Below are 23270 nucleotides of genomic sequence, written 5' to 3'. Positions count from 1 at the left end.
GTCGTCTCGTCAGAGACGCATCTCAAAGGGGCGGGAGCCTACCCTAGCGATCATCTCCACCCGGGCCGATATCATCCAGGTAGTCTTCGTCAATAGCAGCCTGAACCGCACCGGTGACCGCTTCACGCTGTTTCGGGCTCAGTTCCTCGACGTCTTTGCCATCGGCCAGCCTGACGGTGACCTCGCGGTGCGCAAAGCGGATGCCTTCCCGCGCGAACAGCTCTCGGATATCCTGATAAACCTTCTTGCGCACCAGCCATTGGTCACCGGGCTTGGTCATGAACTTGACGCGGATGATCATCGCGGAATCCTGCATCTCGATCACGCCTTGCGATTTGAGCGGTTGGATGAAATTTTCACCAATCACCGGGTCGCTCAACAGTTCCTGTCCCAGCTTCTTGATCAGCTTGCGCACCTTCTCGACATCCGTGTCATAGGTCACGCGCAAGGGCAGTTTCATGATCACCCAATCACGCGAATAGTTGGTCAGTACCTTGATCTCACCAAACGGAATAGTGTTCAGCGCCCCCAGATGGTGCCGCAGCTGGAACGACCGGACTGAAATCTTCTCAACCGTCCCTTTCACGTCTCCAATGTCGATATATTCCCCTTTGCGGAACGCGTCATCGAGCAGGAAGAACGCGCCTGAGAAAATGTCGCGCACCAAGGTTTGTGATCCAAACCCAACCGCCAGCCCGACGACACCGGCACCAGCGAACAAGGGGCTGACATTGATGCCCAGTTCCATCAGGACAATCAGGATAATCGTCACTACAACAACCGCCAGAATGGCGCCCCGGAACAAAGGCAGCAGAGTCGCCAGACGGCTTTGCCCGCCTTCTCCGCCCTCGTCGCCCAATTCGGCATCAGTGCCATCATCGGATTCTTCGGCGATCTTGCTGTCAATCCAGATACGGAAGAAGTTGAACAGGATATAGCCAATGAACAGGATCACCATAACATCCAGCGCGCGCCCTATCGGGATGTCCTCGCTCCAACTGGCTTCGGGGTTCCAGATCACGACCAAAGCGTAGATACCGACTACAAAGGCCAGAATGCCGGCCACACGGCGGGCCAGATCCTCATAAGTAAGGATCACATGCTTACGTTGCGCAGCTTGCGGTGTTTCGGCTGCGGTGGCATCCTCGTGCGCTGCATCTGCAATGGAATTCTTTTCTTCTATGCGCCGGTTGCGATCAAAATAGCGTTCCAACACATAGTTCATCGCGCCATATGCGACGACAACTGACATGAAGATCATATAGCTGCTGGCAACAATCGGAATTGAATTGTCATTCTCCAGCACCAGATCAACGGCCAACTTAAACCAGCTGAACATCAAATAGACGATCAGAAATGGCGCCCAAGCGAAAGAAATAAACCTCAGGAGCCATGAAACTTGAGCCGGGGCTCGTCCGCCTCGGATCGCGTTCGAAATCGCACGCGCATTAAATAGGATCATTAGGATGTTGCCCACGGCACCGACCATGGTCAGCCCGCCATACACCATGGCGTAGACATTGTAGTTCAACCCGAAATCCGCGACCCAGGTTGCAAACAACACGGCCGAGATATCATAGGTCGCCAGAAGCGAGGCCCAGATATACAGCCGCTTGGCATCCCGGTCCGAGAACGGAGGCAATCGGTACTGGCTCAGAAATGGTGACAGCACCATCCTCCACAAGTCAGACACCGTTCGCGCCAGGAAAAAGGCGGTGAATATTGCAGTCACCGTAAACTGGATCGAAATATCTTCGGCCTCGCCAAAGAACAGATAGCCAACGATCAGGGCCATTAACATCGCAAAGATGGTTCCGCCGATCCCCATAAGGAAGCGGAAAACCAAAAACGGCATCTTCTCCTTATAGCCTTGCGGGTTTTCCTTGATCCGGGCCACCACCCAGCGTCTGGCAAACCGCTTTCCATAGATTTCGGTAGACAGCCATCGTCCCAACAGCAGGAACAGAACGTTCCAGCCCAGAACTTCGGCATAGGTCTGTATTCGCCCATCTGGGCTGGTCTGTCGCAGGATGTATTGAACTTCAAACACCGAATAAGGCAACGCCTCTAGTCGGGATGCGGCGGAATCGCGGAATTTCGAAAATCGCTCCTGCGCTTTCATCAGCTGCGACCCATCGCCCATTGGGTTGCCCGAAGCGTCTTCTGATGCCTCTGCCGTACCACCGGTTGACGTGACGACCTGCCCGGCGCTGTCAATGACAATAACGCTGGCACCGGCCTCACTGGCAGCGCGAATAGCCGCGGCCAAATCGCTTTCATTGGTGCCGTCGGTATTCTCGCTTGATCCGGAGGAATAGCCCGGAATCAAACCGGTTTGCGCGGTTCCGCTGACAGGAGAGACCAAAGCAAAGGTCACCAATGCCAGAAGCAATCCAGCCAGAATATTATGTTTCATAGGGTCTTACATCCCGATCCAAAGATTCGAATAAGGTTACAAAAGCGTTAGGTTCAGTTCAAACCATCTCGGCCCGAGGCGATATATTTGTACTGAATTGCGTGATCGGCGCACCGTGATAATGATACATCAAAACCCATTCACCTGTTGCCAAATCACAAAGTTTGGAGCATTTGCAATGGCGCTTTTCCCCCTTTGGCAAGCGCGACTTAACAATGTAAGGTATGTGGTGCAAACGCGCAGACACAGAAGTAAGACCAAAAGACAGGCACCAGTATGAGCCTCGGCAAAAACACAGTTGACACCGGTCGCGCGCCGCGCATCCTGTTTTACAGTCATGATACTTTTGGGCTGGGTCATTTGCGACGCTCGCGTGCTTTGGCGGCTGCGATGACGCGGGCTGATCCAACCGCCTCGGCCCTGATCCTGACCGGGTCTCCCGTAGCCGGACGGTTTACCTTTCCCCGTCGCGTCGACCATGTGCGCCTGCCCGGTGTCACCAAGCGCGCCGACGGATCTTATGCCGCGCGCACGATCGGGATGGGTATTGATGAGGTGACAGAACTGCGCTCGGGCCTGATCCAGACAGCAGTGCAGCAATTCAACCCAGATATTCTGATCGTTGACAAGGAACCCACCGGGTTTCGGGGTGAGCTTCTGCCCACGCTTGAGTATCTGGAAAACAACTGCAGCACGCGGCTTATCCTGGGTCTGCGCGATGTTCTGGATGAACCTGAGGTGCTGGCCGCCGAGTGGGAGCGCAAAGAGGCCATCGCAGCGACCGAACGGTTTTATCACGAAATCTGGGTCTACGGGCTGAATTCGATTTACGATCCAACCAAAGGATTGCCCCTGAGCCACAGCGCGCAATCCCGTATCCACTACACGGGATATCTGCGGCGCGATCTGGGCCCGATTGGTGAGCCGCCTGAGCAGCCCTATATTCTGATCACACCCGGCGGGGGGGGTGACGGTAAGGCCATGGTCAATCTGGTCCTGTCCGCCTACGAAAAAGATCCCGATCTGTCCCCCCGGGCCATTCTGGTTTACGGCCCGTTCCTGTCAGGAGAGTTGCGGGAAGAATTTGAAACCCGTGTCGCCGCGCTGAACGGTCGGGTCACTGCCGTTGGCTTTGAATCCCAGATCGAAACTCTGTTTGCCGGGGCTTCCGGGGTTGTTTGCATGGGGGGCTACAACACGTTTTGCGAAGTTCTGTCCTTCGACAAACGTGCCGTTATCGTGCCCCGCACGACGCCGCGTCTGGAGCAATGGATCAGAGCCTCGCGCGCCGAGGGTCTGGGGCTTGTGCGTATGCTGGATGAAACCCGTGATGGCCTGACGCCTGACGCGATGATCAAAGCCATCCGCGCGCTGCCGCAACAGTCTTTGCCATCACAAACCATCCGTGCTGGCCTGCTGGATGGCCTGGACTATGTCACGGACCGTATTGATGCACTGCTGACCGGGGAAAAGGAACGAGCCACCGGATGAGTCCCAAAGCTCCGAAACTGGCGGTGCTGGTCAAAGGGTGGCCGCGCCTGTCAGAGACATTCATCGCGCAGGAACTGGTCGCCCTTCAGGACGCGGGACACCAGTTTGATATCTGGTCGCTGCGCCACCCCACTGATACCAAGCGTCATCCTCTGCATGACCGTTTTATCGGTCAGGTCCGCTACCTGCCTGAGTATCTGTATGACGAACCACAGCGTGTCTGGGCCGCGCGCGCGGTGGCCCAACGCCTGCCCGGTTATGCCGAGGCCTATGACATCTGGCGCAAGGATCTGCGACGCGATCCGACCCATAATCGCATTCGCCGTTTCGGTCAGGCCTGTGTTCTGGCCACCGAGCTTCCGGCAGAAACACGCGCACTTTATGCGCATTTCATGCATACCCCATCATCCGTCGCACGCTATGCGGCCATCATGCGTGGTCTCCCGTGGAGCTTTGCAGCCCACGCTAAGGATATCTGGACCTCGCCAGACTGGGAGAAGCGCGAAAAGCTGCAACCAGACACCTACGGCGCAGCCTTCGGGGCGACATGCACCGCCTTTGGTGCCGAACATCTACGCGGGCTGGCCGACACGCCAGATCGGGTAGATCTGATTTATCACGGGCTGGATCTGGGCCGCTTCCCAGAACCGCCAGATCGCCTGCGGCGACAACCCGATGCACCGTTTCACATGATGTCGGTTGGCCGGTTGGTTGAGAAAAAGGGGTTTGACCGGCTAATCGCCGCCTTTGCCTTGCTGCCGGATACCCTGAACTGGCGCTGGACTCATATCGGTGGCGGCGGTTTGGGGGCAAGCTTGCGCGATCAGGCCAGTGCCACTGGCGTAGCCGATCGCATCACTTGGAAAGGGGCATGCGATCAGCCCGAGGTGATTGCCGCCATGAGGCAGGCAGATTTGTTTGTTCTCCCCAGCCGGATCGCCGAAGACGGCGACAGGGATGGGCTACCAAACGTGTTGATGGAGGCGGCCTCGCAAAAATTGCCCATCCTGTCGACGCCGGTTTCAGCCATTCCTGAGTTCATCGAAACGGGGGTTCATGGCCTCCTGTCCAGCGACGATCCTGCCGCATTGGCCAAATCGATTTGCGATCTTGCGGCGCACCCAACCCAAACCGCCCAAATGGCCGAAACCGCTTATACGCGCCTATTGGCAGAGTTTCGGATGGATCCGGGAATTGCGCGTTTGTCGGCCCGTCTTAAGATCCTGTGCGCGGATACAGCCTGATGGCGCGGATCGCGTTTTATGCTCCGATGAAATCGCCCGATAGCCCCAAGCCTTCGGGAGACCGTGAGATGGCCCGCAACCTGATGCGGGCAATTGGGGCACTGGGGGATCGCGTTGATCTGATCTCGAACCTGCGCATCTATGACAAGGCCGGCGATGCGGCAACGCAGCATGCCCTGCGACAGGCGGCCGAGGTTGAAGCGCAGCGGCTTATCTCGGACATGCCTAAAGACATCGACCTTTGGGTGACCTATCACAACTACTACAAGGCCCCCGACCTGTTGGGGCCGGTTGTCGCGCAGGCGCGTGGTCTTCCATATGTGCAGTTGGAAAGCACCCGTGCCTCAAGCCGCCTAACGGGCCCTTGGGCAGGGTTTGCGCAAGCCGCGCACGCAGCCTGCGATGCGGCGCAGGTGATTTTCTATCACACGGCCAATGATCTGATCACACTGGAGCGTGAGCGCTACAGCGATCAAGCGCTGATTGAGCTGCCTCCATTCCTGCCGATGGCGGATCTGCCACCAGAAAGTACCCGAGATGGCCCGATGCTGACCGTTGGTATGATGCGCCATGGGGACAAGCTGGCCTCGTACCACATCCTGGCCGAGGCACTTTCGCACCTATCGGGTGATTGGCACCTGAACATAGTGGGCGATGGGCCTGCCCGCTTGGATGTTGAACACCTGATGGCGCCACTTGAAAGCCATATCACCTTTCTGGGTCAACTCGATCGCGAGGCGCTCCGACGTGCTTATGGCGAGGCCTCGATATTCATATGGCCCGGCGTGAACGAGGCCTATGGAATGGTCTATCTTGAGGCGCAGGCCGCAGGCGTACCGGTTGCCGCACAAGACAGGCCCGGTGTGCGGGACGTTCTGGCCCCAGCGGACTACCCGGTTGCTGAGGCGGGGGCAATTGGATTGGCGCAGCAGATTCAACCTTTGTTGGATGATCCCAAGCGGCGGCGCGCCCGCGGCAACGCCGCACGTACGCATGTCGCCGCGCGCCACCTGATGCCCAAAGCGACCGAAGTATTTTGGGCAGCTGTGCGCCCGATGCTGAGGGTGCCGACATGACCCGATTGGCCTTGTTGCGTCATGGTCATACCCACTGGAACCGCGCCGGGCGGATACAGGGGCGCAGTGACATTCCGCTTGATGACGAGGCCCGGTCAGAATTGGCCGGGTATGACCTGCCAAACGGTTGGGAAAACGCCGAGATATGGTCCAGCCCTTTGGCCCGCGCACGAGAAACCGCGCTGTTGGTATCGGGCCGCACCCCTCAGACCTCACCCGCTTTGACCGAAATGAACTGGGGCCGATGGGAAGGGCAGCGCGGGGTCGACTTGATCGCAGACCCAGACAGCGGCTACCGCCATATCGAGGACTGGGGTTGGAACTACCGCCCGCCCGAAGGCGAAAGCCCTATCGAAGTGTTGGGACGATTGGAACCCTGGCTATCTGAGCTGAACCAAGACACTGTCGCTGTCTGCCACATCGGCATCATGCGGGTCATTCTGGCCCGGGCATGGGGATGGAATTTTGAGGGCCCGGCGCCCTTCAAAATCAAGCGCAATCGGCTTTATATCGTAGATATGGCTGATATGGCCCCAGCCCCGGATCCCGTTCGCCTGCTTGCCCGCGGAGTGACCGAATGAACGTGATGATCGTCGTCACCCACCTACTAGGCACCGGCCACCTGAGCCGCGCATTGACGCTTGGCCGTGCTTTTGCCGAAGATGGCAGTGATGTGATGATCGTGTCCGGCGGAATGCCCGCGCCGCAGTTAAACTCGGGTGGCATGACCCTGTTTGGCCTGCCTGCGCTACGCTCGGACGGAACAGATTTCACGCGGCTTTTGACCGAGACTGGCGAAGTCGCCGACCCTGCCTACCTGTCGGCGCGCATTGCCGCCCTTGTACAGGCGGTCCAAAGCTTTCAGCCGGATGTTTTGATCACCGAGCTGTTTCCCTTTGGCCGACGGTCCCTTGCGGCAGAGTTTGAGGCCGGGCTTGAGGCAGCGCATGCCTTGCCCAAACGCCCGCTGGTTCTGGCCTCGATCCGCGATATTCTGGCGCCGCCGTCCAGACCTGCCAAGGCCACCCGTGCCGATGACATCATTGGTCGCTTCTACGATGGTGTCTTAGTACATTCGGATGAGAGCATAATCCCGCTATCGGTCAGTTGGCCAGTATCCGAACACTTGGCCCAGCGCCTGCACTATACCGGTTTCGTTGCGCCTGCGGCGGCGCGCCCGCATCCCGAGGCAATTGGAGCCGATGAAATCCTGGTAAGTGCTGGTGGCGGATCGGTGGGGCAGCCGATCTTTCATGCGGCCATCGAGGCCGCGCGAAAGATGACCAACAGGCGCTGGCGCCTGTTGGTGGGGGGCAGTGACGCGCAGGAGCGCATTGCAGAGCTATCTCAGCTTGTTGGCGACGCACCCGTATCGCTGGAACCCGTGCGCCCGGATTTTCGCCAGATGCTGTCACACGCAGCGGCCTCGGTCAGCATGTGCGGCTACAACACTGCGCTGGATATCCTGCAATCGGGCACCCCGGCGGTGCTCATCCCATTTGACGATGGCAAAGAGATTGAACAAGGTCTGCGTGGCCAAAGCCTGTCAGAATTGCCCGCAATAGAAGTCCTGCGCAGTCAGGAATTGACCGGCAATAGTCTTGCCCAACGGGTCGAACAAGTGATTTCGGAAAGCAGGCGTGCATCTAAGCAAGACGGCCTCGATGGAGCCCAGCGCTCAGTCGAGATCACACAGCACCTGTTGAGGCGGCGCACATGACGCCGGATTGGAAACCCTTGGAGGATGAACTTGCGCATTGGCGTGCCCGAGGTCTGACGCTGCCCCTGTGGTGGCGCGATGATGATGCCACGGTACAAACACCGCAATTGGAGACACTGACCGCGTTGTCGGAACGCGTTGGACTGCCCGTGCATCTGGCTGTGATCCCTCGGGATGCGGATGTCTGCCTTACGGAGTTCGTGGCACGTCATGACAGCCTGATCCCTGTTGTCCATGGATGGGCGCATGAAAACCACGCACCTGCCGGAGAGAAGAAGTCTGAATTTCGCGCCCATCGCCCACTACAGGAAATCGTTGCTGACGCACAAGCCGGGCTCGATCGCCTGAGCGGCCTGTTTCACGACAGGCTGCGCCCCATGTTTGTTCCCCCTTGGAACCGGATCGGAGATCAGGCTGTTGCCCAACTGCCTGCACTTGGGTTCCGCATATTGTCGACCGCAACGCCGCGGAAAGCGGCCCTCGCGGCCCCTGGGTTGGAACAGATCAACACGCATCTGGACCCGATTGACTGGCGGGGCACACGGGGATTGATCGCGCCGGACATCCTGATCGCAAGGGCGGTTGACCTTTTGCAAGACCGCCGCACGGGTCAGGCCGACAATACAGAGCCCTTTGGCATCCTGACCCACCATCTGGTTCATAACCCTGACATTTGGACCTTTACCGAAGCATTGCTGACAAAACTGCTGGAGGGGCCCACGCACCCCTGGGTCGCCCCCGATACCCCTGAACGGAGTTCCCCCATATGAGCCGATTGGATTCCATGCTGCGTCGTCTGACCGCCCAGCGCGACGGGCTGAACTGGGCCGCTGCCCGGATCGCCGAACAAGACGGAGATGTTCTGGACATGGGGCTGGGTAACGGACGCACCTATGACCATCTGCGAGAGATCATGCCGGATCGGCGCATCTGGGTGATGGATCGCGTGTTGCAATGCCATCCTGACAGTACCCCGCCCGAACAGGACTTCCTGCAAGGCGAGGCCGAACCAATGCTGCAGAAACTGGCAGCCTCGGGCCACAAGATGGCCATGGCACATTACGATTTTGGGCGCGGGATCAAGGAAGACGATGTGGCCGAGGCCGCACGCCTCAGCCCGTTGATCGCACAGGTCATGCAACCCAATGGGCTGCTGATCTCGGGCCAACCTCTGGTCGGCTTCAATCAGATCGAAGGGCCCGAGACCATCGCCCCGGACCGTTATCTGTTTTATACCGCCTGATCAGGCGACCCGCTGCCCGCGCGACCAAACGGCGCTGAGCGCGGGTACATTGCCACGCATGCGGAACCGGATCAGGTCAGCCCGTGCATCTTTGCGCAGCTCACCCCGGTCCTGCAGTCCAGCGGCCTGTGCCGGAGAAAGCGTAACAGTCTTGAGGCCGCGCGCCATATCCCCCCACATCTCGCCCAATCGCACTGCCGACAGCAACAGGGCCGAAGGCACATAATCCGACGACATGATGTCCAGATGGCCCAGCTCCGCCAATTCCCGGGCTGCGACGTTCCCGGAATGCGAACCGCCTCGGATGATGTTTGGGGCCCCCATCATGACCTTGATGTCGTGATCGTGGCAGGCGCGTGCCGCCTCGACCGTCGTGGGGAACTCAGCCAAGCGGATACCGTGGCCTGCCGACACCTTTACCTGATCCTCGGTCGTGTCATCATGGCTGGCCAGCACTGCCCCAAAGCGCCGCGCGGCTTTGACTGTCTCGGCCTCGTGCTTCTCACCATACGCATCCCGCAGGCCCTTTAGTCGTGCCACATGCTGCAGGAACATGTCATCGTCCATGGCATGCTTACCCTTCACGTAAGCCTCAAGCTTCGTAATATCGCGAAACTGCCGCTGTCCCGGCGTGTGATCCATCAGCGAGACCAACCCAACCCGGTCCTCCGGGCCGAACTCATCCAGTTCTTCGACCAGGGTTTCCGAGCACACCTCGGCGCGCAAATGCAGGAAGTGACTAATCTTCAAGGCGTCCTGTTCACGTAGCTCCCACAGCTCTTGCGACAGACCACGGGCGTACTTCCCGTATCGCGCCTCACCAGATGGGATTGATCCCACCCGCATGGCATCGAACACTGTAGTGATCCCTGTGCTGGCCAACTCGGCATCATGGGCCAGGATCGCGGCGGCATGCGGCCAGTCGACTTTCGGGCGCGGCTGGATGTGTCGTTCCAGATTATCGGTGTGCAGCTCAACCAGACCGGGGCAAACATAATCGCCCTCACAATCAATCGCACCCGCCGGAACCGCAGCTCCGCTGTCGATATCTGCAATATGCTCACCAACGATGCGAATGCTGCCGGTTACGGTTTCATTCGGGAATACAAGCGTGGCATTGGCAAGGGTCAATTCTTCTGTCATCTGAACTTCACACAGTTTGAGCTATTGGAAGGCCACGCAATAGGAGGCCAATGTGACATTCACGCGATACGCGATCTATTTTGCGCCACCCGCCAAGGCGGATTGGACGGTTTTTGCAACCCGCTGGCTGGGTTGGGATATGGAAAGCGGAACGCAGGTCGCACACCCACCGATCGGTGGTGTTGACGTGGCCGCCGTGACCGAGGTGCCCCGCAAATACGGGCTGCACGCGACGATGAAACCGCCATTTCGCCTGCGCGATGGCCAAAGCTTCGACACGTTGCAACAAGCCTGCGAAGCACTTGCCGCCAATCAGACGCCAGTTACTCTGGACGGGCTTGAAATAGCGCGTCTGGGGCGGTTTCTGGCGCTGCGCCCGGTTGGCGATACAGGTGCACTGAATGCGCTGGCCGCCGCCTGCGTGACAGAACTTGATAGGTTCCGCGCGCCTGCATCCCAGGCCGAACTGGCGCGTCGCCGTGCCGCCAATTTGACCCCGGAACAGGACGCCCATCTGATCAGATGGGGCTATCCTTACGTGCTGGATGCGTTTCGGTTTCACATCACGCTGAGCGGGAAACTGGACAAACCCACTCTGGCCGCGACCGAAACTGCGCTTCAAGCACATTTGGGTCCGCTTTTGCCACAGCCCTTCCAGATCAACGATCTGGCCTTGATGGGCGAGGCCGAGGATGGGCGGTTTCACCTGATCCATCGTTACGCGCTTTCTAGCTGAAGACGGTTCAGGATTTCGCTGACCGTATCGTCCAGCGCGCCTGAATTGTCTATTTCGAACACGCGGTCCAGCCCTTCGGGCAAAGGCGCGCGTGCCCGACCCAGTCGGCGCGCCTGTTCGGCGCTGTTTTCGCGCCCGCGCGCTGCAAGACGCTGAGCAAGAACTTCTGCGCTGGCCGTCAGCGAGACCACGACCAGATCTCCGAAAACCTCCTGCGCCTGCACCAGCACGGACCGCGAGAAATTCACCAGTACCGCGCTGCAATTCTTGCGCTGCTCAGCAATTTGCGATGGCACGCCATATAGCAACCCATGGGCCGACCAATGCAGTGCAAAGGCTCCGTCCAGCACCATCTGTTCGAACACATCGACCGAGACGCGGTCAAAATCCTCGCCCTCTTCCCCTTCGGGCCGGGTGATCACACGGCGCAAGCGCTGAATACCCGGTGCACGGGCTTCCAGTGCTTCCATCACACTGTCCTTGCCAACCCCAGAGGGTCCGACAATGGCAATGACCGGAGCCAGCGTCATGCGGCTTTCCCAGGGGTGAAGCCCGACACGTCAATCTCGCGGTCGCACACCCGCTGACGGGCTTCAATGTCGTGGAAAATGCCTACAATCGCCGCTCCGCGCGCTTTTGCCTCTTCGATCAGGGACAAAACCGTTTCACGGTTCTGCGCATCCAAACTGGCTGTTGGTTCGTCCAGCAACATCGCCGGATATTCATGCGCAAAACCGCGCGCGATATTGACCCGCTGCTGCTCACCACCCGAAAACGTCGTCGGGCTCAGCGCCCACAGCCGTTCAGGAATGTTCAACCGTTTGAGCAGGCCTGCAGCCTTGTCCAATGCGATTTGCCGGTCATGACCCAGGGCCAGCAACGGCTCTGCCACAACCTCCAGCGTCGGCACCCGAGGGACCACCCGCAGAAACTGGCTGACATAGCCCAGCGTCTCACGCCGCAGCGCCAGAATCTCACGCGGTTCGGCCTGTGCCACGTCCAGTCCACCGACCAGCACCTTGCCAGACGCCGCCAGATAGTTCCCGTAAATCACACGCATCAGCGTGGATTTGCCCGCGCCCGAGGCCCCTGTCAGCGCGACGCATTCGCCCGCGCCGACTTTTAACGAGGCACCTTCCATAACCGGGATAACCGCGCTGCCCTGATTGTGCAGGGTAAAGCTCTTGCTTACGTCATTCAGCTCAATCATTGCTTCATCTTTTCCCAAATACTCAAACCTGCAGAACGCTGGAGACCAGCAGCTGCGTATAGGCATGTTGCGGATCGTCCAGCACCTGATCGGTCAACCCGGCCTCGACCACGTGACCGTCTTTCATCACCATCAGACGGTCCGCCAGCAAGCGCACAACGGCCAGATCATGGGTAACGATGATGGCGCTCAACCCCATTTCGCGGACCAGTCCGCGCAACAGATCCAGCAGGCGCGCCTGAACCGAAACATCCAGCCCGCCCGTGGGTTCATCCATGAATACCAGCCGGGGGCCTGTGACCAGATTGCGCGCGATCTGCAAACGTTGTTGCATCCCGCCCGAAAAGGCCGTGGGCCGGTCATCAACGCGTGCTTCGCTGATCTCGACACGACCCAACCAGTCGATGGCCTTGTCCCGGATATCGCCATAGTGGCGATCGCCAACAGCCATTAGCCGTTCGCCAATATTACCACCCGCACTGACTGACATCCGCAACCCGTCACGGGCATGCTGATGGACAAAGGCCCAATCGGTGCGGCTGAGCATCCGGCGCTCGGGTTCCGACATGGTCACCGTGTCCGCCGGCCCATCTGCGCGGGTATCAAAGACCACCTGCCCGGCATCCGGCTCAAGGTGGCCAGCCAAGCAGTTCAACAAGGTCGATTTGCCCGAGCCGCTTTCGCCCACGATCCCCATCACTTCGCCCGGATAGAGATCAAAACTCACATCCGCGCAGCCGATCCGCGCGCCATAGTGTTTCTGAATACCTTTGACTTGCAACAAGGGGGTCATGCCGCGTTCTCCTTGGTCATTGGACCAACATGGCCCGCGTCGCGGCGCGACCGGCAGTAATCCGTGTCCGAACAGACAAACATGCGATTGCCTGCATCATCCGTGATGACCTCATCCAGATAGCTGTCCGTCGCCCCACACAGATCACAGCAATGATCGGCCTTGGTCGCCTCGAACGGGTAATCCTCAAAATCCAGACTGACGACCTTCGTGTGTGGCGGCACTGCGTAAATCCGTTGCTCGCGTCCTGCACCAAACAGCTGGATCGCGTCCATCTCAAGCTTGGGGTTGTCGAATTTCGGGATCGGGGACGGGTCCATAACGTAGCGCTCCGACACTTTCACTGGATAAGCATAAGAGGTCGAAATCGCGCCATGCTGGCTGATATCTTCATACAGCTTCACATGCATCAGCCCGTATTCCTCAAGACTGTGCATCTTGCGCGTTTCAGTCTCGCGCGGTTCCAGAAAACGCAGTGGTTCCGGGATCGGCACCTGATACACCAATATCTGATCTTCGGTCAGCTTCGCCTCGGGGATGCGGTGGCGGGTCTGGATAACCGTCGCCTTGTCTGTCTCCTCCGTGGTCTCTACACCGGCGGTGTTTTCAAAGAACTTCCGGATCGAGACTGCATTGGTCGTGTCATCTGCGCCTTGATCGATCACTTTGAACGTATCATCCGGCGTCAGCGTCGCGGCCGAAACCTGCACCCCGCCCGTGCCCCAGCCATAGGGCATTGGCATCTCACGGCTTGCGAAGGGCACCTGATAGCCCGGAACCGCCAGCCCTTTGAGAATGGCACGGCGGATCATCCGCTTGGTCTGTTCGTCCAGATAGGCGAAGTTATACTCGCTCATAGGAACCCTCTTTCGGTTAGCGCGATGTCCAGCGCTTTGGGCGTGGTAAAATGGATACCGTCCATGCCGACCGCCTTTGCGCCTTCGACATTGTGCAATCCGTCATCAATGAAAACGCAGTCTTCAGGCGCGACTCCCGCACGATCACATAGCATGTGGTAAATACGGGCATCCGGCTTCATCACACCTTCTTGCCCAGACACGACCAGAGTGCCGAAGACCTCACCCAAACGTGGGTGGACCTTTAGACCTTCGGGCCAGGTTTCAGCAGACCAATTGGTGATGGCGTGGACCTGCGTGCCTTGCGTTTTCAGTCGATCCAGCAGATCCCAAGTCCCATGAATCGCGTTTTCCACCGTCCGCGCATAAAGCGCGACATAGTCCACAAACAGGTCCCTGTCTTGCGGGTCGTCCAACTCCTGCGCCAGATCGGCGAATTGCTCGCCATTATCAGCGCGTGCGTTCTTTTCCCTGAAGCCCGTCCGCTCGATAAACGCATGCGCTGCCTCTTCTGAACCCAACGCTTCGACCCAGGCCAGTTGCGGCTGCCAGTCGATCAGCACACCGCCAATATCAAAAACAACCGCCTTCATTCCGCAGCCTCCCTTGGCGTGATCCGCTCTTCAGCCTCGCGACGTAGCTTACGGACCAGTTCCAGTTCGGACTGGAAATCCACGTAATGCGGCAGTTTGATATGTTCGAGGAACCCGGTCGCCTGGATGTTGTCCGAGTGGCTCAGAACAAACTCTTCGTCCTGCGCCGCAGCGCCCACGAAATCCTCGCCCAGTTCTTTCCAGCGCAGCGCGCGATCAACCAAGGCCATCGAGATGGATTTCCGTTCCGATTGCCCGAAGACCAGACCATAGCCGCGCGTGAATTGCGGCGGTTCGGTTTTGGAGCCTTTGAACTGGTTCACCGTTTCACATTCGGTCAGCTCAACCTCGCCAATGTCGATGGCAAAATCGAGCTCGGGGATATCCATCTCAACCGCAACCTTGCCGATCCTTAGTTCCCCGACAAAGGCGTGGTTGCGGGCATAGCCGCGCTGGGTCGAATAGGCCATGCCCAGCACGAACCCTTCATCCCCGCGCGTCAGTGATTGCAAGCGCAACGGCCGGTTCGAGGGGAACTCCAGCGGTTCGCGCGTCAGGTCGCCAGGTGTTTCATCGCTGGCAACTTCATCCTGAATGATATCCTCACCCTTGAGGAATTCGGTGATATGCGGCGTGGGTTCGGTACGTGCTGCCCCTTCGGGCGCAGCGGGCACCTCTCCATCAGCGGCCAGTTTGAAATCCAGCAGACGGTGGGTGTAGTCGAAGGTTGGACCCAGAACCTGCCCACCGGGCGCGTCCTTGAACGTGGCCGAGATCCGTCGGTCACAGTCCATCTGCCCAGTCTCAACTGGATTCGAATACCCAAAGCGCGGCAAGGTGGTGCGATAGGCACGGATCAGAAAGATCGCCTCGATCAGATCACCACGCGCCTGTTTGATCGCCAAAGCGGCCAGATCGGGATCATACAGAGAGCCCTCGGCCATCACCCGGTTTACCGCAAGGCTCAACTGTTCGCGGATCTGTGCCAAGCTCAGTTCGGCCACATCGGTTGATCCACGCCGTTCTTCGGCCAGCCAGGCATGGGCGTTTTCAATCGCCTTTTCGCCACCTTTGACAGCTACATACATGGCTTAGCCTCCTACCGTGATCTGCGTGCTGCGCGGCAGGGCCGCAACCTGATCGCCGCAGGTCAGAAAGAAATCACATCCCAGCGGATAGAGCGCTGCGTTAGCTTGCAGAACGGCCACATCCGGTAGTGATAGTTGGGCGACATCCTTGATGCCTGGTCCAGACAGAACTGCGCCTGACGCCTGTAGGTCATCGCATTCCACGATCAACGTGGCCGAGCGATCAGGGTATTCCGGCGTTCCAATACGATAGGCATTGAGGGACCCCAAATCCTGCCAGGTCCCAACGGCAAAATCCGCCTCGGAGGCGGCAACCAAAGGTGCCCCGGTGTGAAACGTCAGCCATTTGCGCACGGCGGCGGTGTCGAGAGCTCCGGCCAGGTGCAGCTTGGTTTCCGGATCGCAAAGCGTCAGCAGCAGGGTCGCCGCCGCAACCGACAAAGGGGCCGGAGGAACAGCGCCGGTCAGGCTGCGAATCTCACCCGGCCGGGCCATGACTGTCATGGCCGCGCGGAAGGCATGTGCTGACTGGATTGGGACGTTGTCAAACCCGCCCGAAAACTGTGCTTGTTCCGCCATCAGTCTTCCCCCCGCACCATCGTGAAAAATTCGACCTTCGTCGCCGCCGCCTTGGCCGCGCGCGCCGTTTTCGACGCCTGCATCTGCCGCTTAAGCGGTTCCAAAAGCTCTAACCTTAGGGTTCCCGCCGCCTGGGTCTGCATCATCGCGTCAATCAGCGCCGCAGCTTCGGCCTTAGGCTTTGACCGCCCCTGCACATATCCGTGCCCAACGGTGCCATCGTCCAGAACAACGGAGCAGCGGGTCACGGTCATTTCACCCAGGTTGAACGGAGCACCAGTGCTGCCTGCGCGACCACGAACCATGACGCCGCCGACTTCAGGACGGCGCAGCCAGTCAAAATGGGGGCGGTCGGAGAGCCCATTCCACAGCGCAAGCATCGCTTCTTCTGGCGCACGCGCCAGAAGGCCCATCCATTCTTGTCGTGCGGCGATCTCAATTTCTGTTTGATTTGTCATCAAAGCCTCTTGGCGGGGTTGTCTATATATACTATACAACTAGACAAATATTAACTCGCATGGCTCTGACGTGCAATCCAAACTCTGTGAATATTTGATGACATGAGCAAAACGCCGATCTGGAAAAGCATCTCGCTTAGCCTGACCTCTGACATCGCTGAAGGGCGGTACCAAACCGGGGATCGCATCCCAACCGAGGCACAGTTGGCCGCTAAACATGGCGTCAACCGTCACACGGTGCGGCGGGCATTGTCGGATATGGCCGAACAGGGCCTGGTACATGCACGGCGCGGCGCAGGTGTATTCGTGGCGGCCCGGCCAACGGACTATCCCATTGGTAAACGCGTTAGGTATCACAAGAACATATCTGCCAGCGGTAAGATCCCTGGCAAGCAGATTCTCTCCCTGACAACCCGCGCCGCAGATGAGGTCGAAGCTGATGCGCTACAGCTTAACCCAGGCGACCCCGTGCATATCTATGATGGGCTGTCTTTGGCTGATGGGCAGCCGATTGGCTTGTTTCAAAGTGTTTTCCCAGCGCAACGCTTTCCCGATCTGTTGAAAGCACTGGAAGACACTCAATCCGTCACCAAAGCGCTGCAAACCTGTGGCGTTTCCGATTACACGCGGATTTCAACCAGATTGACCGCGCGGGCAGCAACGGCAACTCAAGCTCTGCATCTACATCTCAGCGAAGGTGCTCCGGTGCTGTTCTCAACCGGGATCAACGCCGATACTGATGGCAATCCGGTGGAATTCGGTCGGACCTTTTTTGCCGGTGAACGCGTGACGCTGACGTTTAACGAAGATTGAACCTAAGAGGCTCCCGCCCGTCTTCGACCTCCTGACGGAGGTCTCATCCCGTTGGGCGTAGCGCCGCGCATAGCGCGGCGCTACGCCTAAGGCCGCCAAGAAACATCGGCAAAGCCGGTGTTTCTGCGGGCGCGGGAGCCTTCACCTTTGTCTATTCGTATTTTTCCAGGAACGCTTCAGCATTCAGGGCGCGGAAATCCGGCAGGGCCGCGCGCAGGCGTGCATTATCCCAGTCCCACCAGGCCAGAGCCATCATCCGGTCGGAGACTTCGATGGAAAAGCGGCGGCGTATTACGGTCGCCGTGACACCGCCGACGATTGTAAAAGGTGCAACATCCTTTGTGACGACAGCCCCTGCAGCCACAACCGCGCCGTGCCCGATTGTAATCTCAGGCTTGATCATCGCCCCATGACCGATCCATGTGTCATGACCAATCCGCGCAGTGCGGCTGGCACGATGGGCGAACCAATTGTCGTCATCCTCTTCATCGTCCCAATAGCTCGCCGACCGATATAGGAAATGATGCAGCGATGCTTTCTCCATCGGGTGATCCGTTGCCCCGATTCGCGTGAAACTTGCGATATTGGCGAATTTGCCGATCTTGGCATTCGCAATGTCGCAAGTTCGATCGCAATAGGAGTAATCACCCCAGACCGAATTGGCGATGCGGCTACTTGCGCCGATCTCGACATATTCGCCAAACTCGCTGTTGGTGACCTGGCAATCGGGGTGAATGAACGGCTGATCCGCACGCAGTTTCGGCATAGTCTTTTCTGGTCTCACATCAGGATTGCAGCGCAGGTTTACGCTTGGCCTCACGCGGTTTTCGTGGCTTCCCTGATTCCCCCTGGATCAGCCGTCGGCGCAGCCAACCCGAGAACCAATCCATCAGCATCACCATCAGGATGATCAGGACGATATAGTAAGCGACCTCTTCCCAGTCCTTTTGCGTGATGATTGCCTGCGTCAGCAGCAGACCAATACCGCCACCGGTGATAGCACCAATTACGGTGGCACTGCGGGTGTTGGATTCGAGGAAATAGAGAAGCTGGCTTAGCAGAACAGGCGTGATCTGAGGGATAACCCCAAAGCGATAGCGCTGCGTGGCGTTGGCCCCGGTTGATTGCACGCCTTCGATCTGTTTCTGGTCCACATTCTCCAACGCTTCCGAGAAGATCTTGCCGAAGGTGCCGGTATCCGTCACCAGCATGGCCAGGGCACCGGTTAACGGGCCGGGGCCAAAGGCGCGGGCCAGCACAACGGTCCAGATCAGCGCATCCACACCCCGAACGAAGTCAAAGATACGGCGAGTGAAAAACCGGACGGATTTCAGCGGGTTGAAGTTGCGCGTGGCCAGAAAGGCCAAAGGCAGAGCCACGATAGCTGCGCCAAACGTTCCAAGGAACGCCATCAGGATTGTCTCGAATATGGCCCAGGCCACATCCTGATGCCGCCACATCTTGTTGGTCCAGAAATCGTTGAGGATGGCCCCCGCCTCACCCGAAGCAGCGCGCCCCGCGAGCTCTGAGAAGGACTGACCATAATACGGGCTGTCCAGCGTGAACCAGAACAACTCCCACCCGTTGAAGTACCGGAATACTTCGGCCCGGTTGCGGGTCACCGTCAAGCGGGCCGCATCAGTGGTGATGGCCATCCGGTTCTTTGAGACGTTGATCCACTCGGGCACCTCGCCCGCTGGCAATTCAGCCTGCACACCGGCGGCACGCGTCGGGGTCGCACGCACGGTGCCATAGCCGGGGATGTCATATTCAATCGTTTCCGGACCGAAACGGACAACATGCCCATCTTCCAGATCGATCACGGTTGTTTCGCCCAGCGCGACCCAATCCGGGACCTCACCTGCGGGATAGGCGCCTTTGCGTTCGCCTTCGATGGCGGCTGAAACCTCGCCGGTGCGATTGTCCCGCTCGATATGGGTTTTGTAGCTATAGCTGTCTGCAACCAGCGTTTTGCCGTTTTCGAGATTGGCGCGGGCTGCCAGACCGGGCACGTCAAAGGCGAAGAATACGTAGGTCAGATAGACCAGAACCAGAACGGGCAGGCCGAAATTCATCAGACGCTTGCGGCTGAACAGGCGGTCCGCCTCGGCCTTCAGCTCATCAATGGACAGATCGGTTGCGAAGGTGCTCATACCGAGGCTCCTTTTTCCGACCCGTGGGTCAGGCGGTCGCGCAGCACACCTGAAATCTGGTCCACAACGACAATAGTGACAAAGAGAAGAAGGAAGATGGCCGCCGCTTCATCATAGCGCCCCTGCCCCCAGGACATCGAGTTCCGCAGCTCATAGCCCAGACCACCCGCGCCGACGAAACCCAAAATGGCCGACGCACGGATATTGATCTCGAACCGCAGCAGCGCATAGCTGACGTAGTTCGGACCGACCTGCGGGATAACGCCCAGATACATGCGCTGTGACCAATTGGCTCCGGCTGAGTGCAGTCCTTCTACTGGTTTTAGTGAGGCGTTTTCGTTTACTTCCGAAAACAGTTTGCCCAGTGCCCCGGCCGTGTGGATGGCAATCGCGATCATCGCTGGAACCGGGCCGCCGCCCAGAACGAAGATCAACACCAGCGCAATGACAATCTCGGGGATCGCGCGACAAATATCGGCAATGCGGCGGAATAGCGGGATAAGTGCAGGCCAAAGCGCCATGCCACGCGTCGACATCAAGGCCAGAAACGTCCCTGCGATGGTCCCGATCAGAGTGGAGGCTGCGGCAATGTTGATCGTCTCGATCAGAGCGGGGAAGAACTCGACCAGATTCTCGGGCATCGACCCGATCTTTTCCCACGCCTCGGACAGAACCTCGGTGGGATAGTCGAAGATACGGCGCCAGCCATCGATAAAGCTGCCTGCGTTGCGGCTGTCTGCGGTGCGGAAACCCGCGGCCATCAGCGCGACAAAAAGGATCAGAAGAATACCACCATAGACCCGCTTGCGCCGTGTCATATCGGAATAGTCGGCCCGAATCTGGTCGACGGTCTGGGACCCTGCGGTCAGGTCTGTCATGGAATGCTCCTGAGTGGAAAACGGGGCCCGGTGGAAACCGGACCCCGAACTTGGAAGATGCAGGCTTAGTTTGACTTCAGCTTGCGTGCTTCGATGATGATCTCATACGCGTCATGCGTGATTGGCTCGAACGCCTTGGCTTCACCGGCCGCAACACCGTAAAAGCATTCGCGGTCTTTTTCCGCCAGACCAGCCATCAGAGCAGTCATCTTTTCCTTAACGTCGGCAGGCAGTGCTGTGCGCAGTACAACCGGGCCTTCCGGAATCGGCTTGGATTGCCAGATCATCACCATGTCGTTCATGTCGATCAGACCTGCGTCAACCGCGCGGCGCAGGGCACCCGAGTTGAAACCGTCTTCCCAGTCGCCCAGACCGTCAGCCCAAGTCACACCACCGTCAACGTCGCCATTGTTCACAGCAACGATGGTCTGCTCATGACCGCCGGTGAATTTCACTTCACCAAAGTAGTCACCCGATTCCATGGTCGAACCGGTCGCGGCAGGGATTTCGATCGACGGGATCAGGTAGCCCGAGGTCGAGTTCGGATCACCGAAGCCAAAAGTCTTGCCCTTCATGTCTTCCAGCGAGGCAATGCCGCTGTCCTTGCGCGCAAAACCGATCGAGTAGTAGCCGTAGCCGCCGTCCAGGTTCACTTTAACCAGAACCGGCTCAACCGCTTCGGGATCGCTCAGATAGGTTTTTGCATAACCCGATGCGCCCAGCCACGCCATATCGATGGTGCCGCCCAGCAGGCCCTGGATCACGCCATCATAGTCGGCAGGGGCGAACAGCTTGGTTTCAACACCCAAAGCTTCTTCGGTGTATTCACGCAGACATTCGTTGTTGTTCAGGCGGTCCTGGGCGTTTTCGCCGCCCAGAATGCCAATGCGGAACTCGCTGATTTCATCAGCCAGGACCGGTGTGGCCAGGGCCGTGGTCGCAGCAAGGGCAGCAATCAGTTTTTTCATCTGTCTCTCTCCAGTTGATGTGCCGGCCTTTCAGCGACCGGTCGATGAAAGGGGGTGGGTGGCTCAGATGGTCGCTTCTGCTTCCATCAGCGCCTTCTGGGTGGCGTCCAGAGTGTCAATCTCGGTCGAAGTTGCCTCTTCCGAGAAGCTGGCATCTGCCCCGTAGATCTCGCGGGCGACACCGGTTGTCAGTTGCTCGGGCAGGCCGTCAAAGACGATGCGCCCGTCACGCATACCGACCACGCGGTCACAATAGCGGCGTGCAGTATCCAGCGTGTGCAGGTTGGCGATGACCGTGCGGCCATCTTCTTCGTGGATGCGACGCAGCGCCTGCATTACGACCTGCGCGTTCATCGGGTCGAGTGAGGCAATCGGCTCATCCGCCAGAATCATCTTAGGGTCCTGCATCAGGGCACGCGCAATGGCGACACGCTGCTGCTGTCCGCCCGAAAGTGCTTCGGCCCGTTTGGGCGCGTGTTCGGCGATCCCCAGACGATCCAGAATATCAATGGCGCGGTGAATCTCGGCCATTGGGTATAGGTTGAACATAGTGGCCAGCGTCGAATGACGGTTCAGCGTGCCATGCAGCACGTTCGAGACCACGTCCATACGCGGCACCAGATTGAATTGCTGAAAGATCATCGCGCAATCGGCCTGCCAGGCGCGTTTCTCACGGCCTTTCAGCTTGGTGACATCGCGGCCTTCGAACAGAATTTCGCCTTCGGACGAATCCGTCAGACGGTTGATCATCCGCAAGAGGGTCGATTTACCCGCGCCCGAGCGCCCGATGATCCCGATCATGCACGGTTTATCTACATCCAGCGTTGCCGCATCAACGGCGATGTTCTCGCCGAAGCGCTTGGTCAGTTTCTCGATCCGCAGCACGTGCCACCCCCAATTCGTATTGGCGGTCAGCTACAGACACCACAAAACGGATATGTGTCAGTATGGTGAAAGTTTTGTAACGGCGCGGACGACGGCGGGGCTATCCTTCTATAACGGCCGCGGGTATACGCGACCCCGACTCTTCAGCTGATACGAGACCGCCATGAGCTTTGACCGCACCATCAAGATCGCCCCGTCCATTCTGTCCGCCGATTTCGCCAATTTCGGTGCCGAGATTCAGGCCATCGAAGCACAGGGCGCCGATTGGGTTCATGTCGATGTAATGGACGGCCATTTTGTTCCGAACCTGACATTCGGCCCGCCTGCGGTGAAGGCCTTCCGTCCTCATGTGAAAACAGTGATGGATGTGCACCTGATGATCACGCCGGTCGACCCCTATATTCAGGCTTATGCGGATGCAGGTGCGGACATCCTGACCGCCCATGTCGAGGCTGGCCCGCACACGCACCGTACCCTGCAGGCCATCCGCGCCGCTGGCATGAAAGCTGGCGTCGCCCTGAACCCTGGCACTCCGGCCGAGGCGGTCGAACATCTGCTGGACCTCACCGATCTGGTTTGTGTGATGACCGTGAACCCGGGCTTCGGCGGCCAGAAGTTCATCGACATGACCGCCAAGATCCGCAAGCTGCGCCAGATGATCGGCGACCGCCCGGTGCATATTGAAATCGACGGTGGTGTTGATCCAAAAACCGCGCCGTTGGTCGCAGCTGCGGGAGCGGATGTCTTGGTGGCCGGGTCTGCGGTGTTCAAGGGCGGATCGGTAGATCGGCCTAAGGTCTATGGCGAGAATATCCGGGCCGTTCGGGCGGCAGCTGAGGCAGGCATATCCTAGGGTCAGGATGCATTGATTTCCAACGCGCAGCATGATTCACGGCTCGGAAAACGGAGCGGTGATATGAGCGACC

The 23270-nt window shown here is 58.7% G+C and carries 25 protein-coding genes; 10 read left to right on the top strand and 15 right to left on the bottom strand.

All coding sequences use genetic code 11. The features are described from left to right. Positions 1–43: 43 nt before the first annotated feature. Positions 44–2416, bottom strand: coding sequence for a mechanosensitive ion channel domain-containing protein (locus tag AC2FFE_RS14485; protein WP_496846975.1), 2373 nt, complete (start codon positions 2414–2416; stop codon positions 44–46). Between the two features lie 276 nt (positions 2417–2692). Here AC2FFE_RS14485 and AC2FFE_RS14480 point away from each other — a divergent pair, with 276 nt between their 5' ends. The 7 genes from AC2FFE_RS14480 to AC2FFE_RS14450 are packed head-to-tail and all read left to right on the top strand — an operon-like array spanning position 2693 to position 9190. Continuing rightward, positions 2693–3907, top strand: a complete 1215-nt coding sequence (locus AC2FFE_RS14480) for a glycosyltransferase family protein (RefSeq protein WP_496820054.1) — start codon at positions 2693–2695, stop codon at positions 3905–3907. Next, complete coding sequence (locus AC2FFE_RS14475) at positions 3904–5151, top strand: glycosyltransferase (RefSeq protein ID WP_496846974.1); 1248 nt, start codon at positions 3904–3906, stop codon at positions 5149–5151. The genes AC2FFE_RS14480 and AC2FFE_RS14475 overlap by 4 nt, the downstream gene beginning before the upstream one ends. Next, positions 5151–6227 carry a glycosyltransferase family 4 protein gene (locus tag AC2FFE_RS14470; RefSeq protein ID WP_496820057.1) on the top strand — a complete coding sequence of 359 codons (1077 nt, stop codon included), beginning with the start codon at positions 5151–5153 and terminating at the stop codon, positions 6225–6227. Before AC2FFE_RS14475 ends, AC2FFE_RS14470 begins: the two co-directional genes overlap by 1 nt. Continuing rightward, positions 6224–6808: a histidine phosphatase family protein gene (locus AC2FFE_RS14465; protein WP_496820058.1), complete on the top strand. Its 585-nt coding sequence runs from the start codon at positions 6224–6226 to the stop codon at positions 6806–6808. Before AC2FFE_RS14470 ends, AC2FFE_RS14465 begins: the two co-directional genes overlap by 4 nt. Beyond that, positions 6805–7947 carry a glycosyltransferase family protein gene (locus AC2FFE_RS14460; protein WP_496820059.1) on the top strand — a complete coding sequence of 381 codons (1143 nt, stop codon included), beginning with the start codon at positions 6805–6807 and terminating at the stop codon, positions 7945–7947. Before AC2FFE_RS14465 ends, AC2FFE_RS14460 begins: the two co-directional genes overlap by 4 nt. Beyond that, positions 7944–8717, top strand: coding sequence for a polysaccharide deacetylase family protein (locus AC2FFE_RS14455; RefSeq protein WP_496820060.1), 774 nt, complete (start codon positions 7944–7946; stop codon positions 8715–8717). The genes AC2FFE_RS14460 and AC2FFE_RS14455 overlap by 4 nt, the downstream gene beginning before the upstream one ends. After that, complete coding sequence (locus tag AC2FFE_RS14450) at positions 8714–9190, top strand: class I SAM-dependent methyltransferase (protein WP_496846973.1); 477 nt, start codon at positions 8714–8716, stop codon at positions 9188–9190. Before AC2FFE_RS14455 ends, AC2FFE_RS14450 begins: the two co-directional genes overlap by 4 nt. Here AC2FFE_RS14450 and AC2FFE_RS14445 read toward each other — a convergent pair whose 3' ends face one another. Next, complete coding sequence (locus tag AC2FFE_RS14445) at positions 9191–10333, bottom strand: alpha-D-ribose 1-methylphosphonate 5-triphosphate diphosphatase (protein ID WP_496846972.1); 1143 nt, start codon at positions 10331–10333, stop codon at positions 9191–9193. It abuts the gene before it with no gap. Positions 10334–10385: 52 nt separating this feature from the next. On the opposite strand from AC2FFE_RS14445, the gene AC2FFE_RS14440 reads away from it, so the two are divergent. Beyond that, on the top strand, positions 10386–11069 hold the full coding sequence (locus AC2FFE_RS14440) for a DUF1045 domain-containing protein (protein ID WP_496846971.1): 684 nt from the start codon (positions 10386–10388) through the stop codon (positions 11067–11069). Here AC2FFE_RS14440 and phnN read toward each other — a convergent pair. The 8 genes from phnN to phnG are packed head-to-tail and all read right to left on the bottom strand — an operon-like array spanning position 11051 to position 16647. Next, the gene (gene phnN, locus AC2FFE_RS14435; protein ID WP_480546239.1) at positions 11051–11599 is read right to left on the bottom strand and encodes a phosphonate metabolism protein/1,5-bisphosphokinase (PRPP-forming) PhnN; all 549 of its coding nucleotides are present in this window, start codon (positions 11597–11599) and stop codon (positions 11051–11053) included. The genes AC2FFE_RS14440 and phnN overlap by 19 nt on opposite strands. Continuing rightward, the gene (phnL, locus tag AC2FFE_RS14430; protein WP_496820064.1) at positions 11596–12279 is read right to left on the bottom strand and encodes a phosphonate C-P lyase system protein PhnL; all 684 of its coding nucleotides are present in this window, start codon (positions 12277–12279) and stop codon (positions 11596–11598) included. The genes phnN and phnL overlap by 4 nt, the downstream gene beginning before the upstream one ends. A gap of 22 nt (positions 12280–12301) precedes the next feature. Next, positions 12302–13072, bottom strand: coding sequence for a phosphonate C-P lyase system protein PhnK (phnK, locus tag AC2FFE_RS14425; protein ID WP_496820065.1), 771 nt, complete (start codon positions 13070–13072; stop codon positions 12302–12304). Next, complete coding sequence (locus AC2FFE_RS14420; RefSeq protein WP_496820066.1) at positions 13069–13929, bottom strand: alpha-D-ribose 1-methylphosphonate 5-phosphate C-P-lyase PhnJ; 861 nt, start codon at positions 13927–13929, stop codon at positions 13069–13071. The genes phnK and AC2FFE_RS14420 overlap by 4 nt, the downstream gene beginning before the upstream one ends. Then, entirely contained in the window at positions 13926–14522 is a 597-nt protein-coding gene (locus AC2FFE_RS14415) for an HAD family hydrolase (RefSeq protein WP_496846970.1), read from the bottom strand. Before AC2FFE_RS14415 ends, AC2FFE_RS14420 begins: the two co-directional genes overlap by 4 nt. Beyond that, the gene (locus tag AC2FFE_RS14410; RefSeq protein WP_496846969.1) at positions 14519–15610 is read right to left on the bottom strand and encodes a carbon-phosphorus lyase complex subunit; all 1092 of its coding nucleotides are present in this window, start codon (positions 15608–15610) and stop codon (positions 14519–14521) included. Before AC2FFE_RS14410 ends, AC2FFE_RS14415 begins: the two co-directional genes overlap by 4 nt. A 3-nt stretch (positions 15611–15613) precedes the next feature. Further along, positions 15614–16189, bottom strand: coding sequence for a phosphonate C-P lyase system protein PhnH (phnH, locus tag AC2FFE_RS14405; RefSeq protein ID WP_496820069.1), 576 nt, complete (start codon positions 16187–16189; stop codon positions 15614–15616). After that, complete coding sequence (phnG, locus tag AC2FFE_RS14400; protein WP_496846968.1) at positions 16189–16647, bottom strand: phosphonate C-P lyase system protein PhnG; 459 nt, start codon at positions 16645–16647, stop codon at positions 16189–16191. The genes phnH and phnG overlap by 1 nt, the downstream gene beginning before the upstream one ends. Before the next feature lie 102 nt (positions 16648–16749). Here phnG and phnF point away from each other — a divergent pair, with 102 nt between their 5' ends. Beyond that, positions 16750–17460: a phosphonate metabolism transcriptional regulator PhnF gene (gene phnF / locus AC2FFE_RS14395; RefSeq protein WP_496820071.1), complete on the top strand. Its 711-nt coding sequence runs from the start codon at positions 16750–16752 to the stop codon at positions 17458–17460. 151 nt (positions 17461–17611) lie between these two features. On the opposite strand, the gene AC2FFE_RS14390 is transcribed toward phnF, so the two are convergent. From AC2FFE_RS14390 to phnC, 5 genes are all read right to left on the bottom strand, one after another. Continuing rightward, positions 17612–18226, bottom strand: coding sequence for an LbetaH domain-containing protein (locus AC2FFE_RS14390; protein WP_496846967.1), 615 nt, complete (start codon positions 18224–18226; stop codon positions 17612–17614). Positions 18227–18245: 19 nt separating this feature from the next. After that, the gene (gene phnE / locus AC2FFE_RS14385) at positions 18246–19613 is read right to left on the bottom strand and encodes a phosphonate ABC transporter, permease protein PhnE (RefSeq protein WP_496820073.1); all 1368 of its coding nucleotides are present in this window, start codon (positions 19611–19613) and stop codon (positions 18246–18248) included. After that, positions 19610–20491 (bottom strand): phosphonate ABC transporter, permease protein PhnE, encoded by an 882-nt coding sequence (gene phnE / locus AC2FFE_RS14380; protein WP_480865133.1) that lies wholly within the window; start codon positions 20489–20491, stop codon positions 19610–19612. The genes phnE (AC2FFE_RS14385) and phnE (AC2FFE_RS14380) overlap by 4 nt, the downstream gene beginning before the upstream one ends. 65 nt (positions 20492–20556) lie before the next feature. Then, positions 20557–21459, bottom strand: a complete 903-nt coding sequence (phnD, locus tag AC2FFE_RS14375; RefSeq protein ID WP_496820075.1) for a phosphonate ABC transporter substrate-binding protein — start codon at positions 21457–21459, stop codon at positions 20557–20559. Between the two features lie 63 nt (positions 21460–21522). Continuing rightward, positions 21523–22344, bottom strand: a complete 822-nt coding sequence (gene phnC, locus AC2FFE_RS14370; protein WP_496846966.1) for a phosphonate ABC transporter ATP-binding protein — start codon at positions 22342–22344, stop codon at positions 21523–21525. 163 nt (positions 22345–22507) lie between these two features. On the opposite strand from phnC, the gene rpe reads away from it, so the two are divergent. Continuing rightward, positions 22508–23197 (top strand): ribulose-phosphate 3-epimerase, encoded by a 690-nt coding sequence (gene rpe / locus AC2FFE_RS14365; protein ID WP_496846965.1) that lies wholly within the window; start codon positions 22508–22510, stop codon positions 23195–23197. Positions 23198–23270 lie beyond the last annotated feature (73 nt).

Source organism: Ruegeria sp. YTSA168 (genome assembly GCF_059610045.1).
The sequence above is the reverse complement of the archived record's forward strand: the minus strand, read 5'-3'. Positions and strand labels throughout refer to the sequence as shown.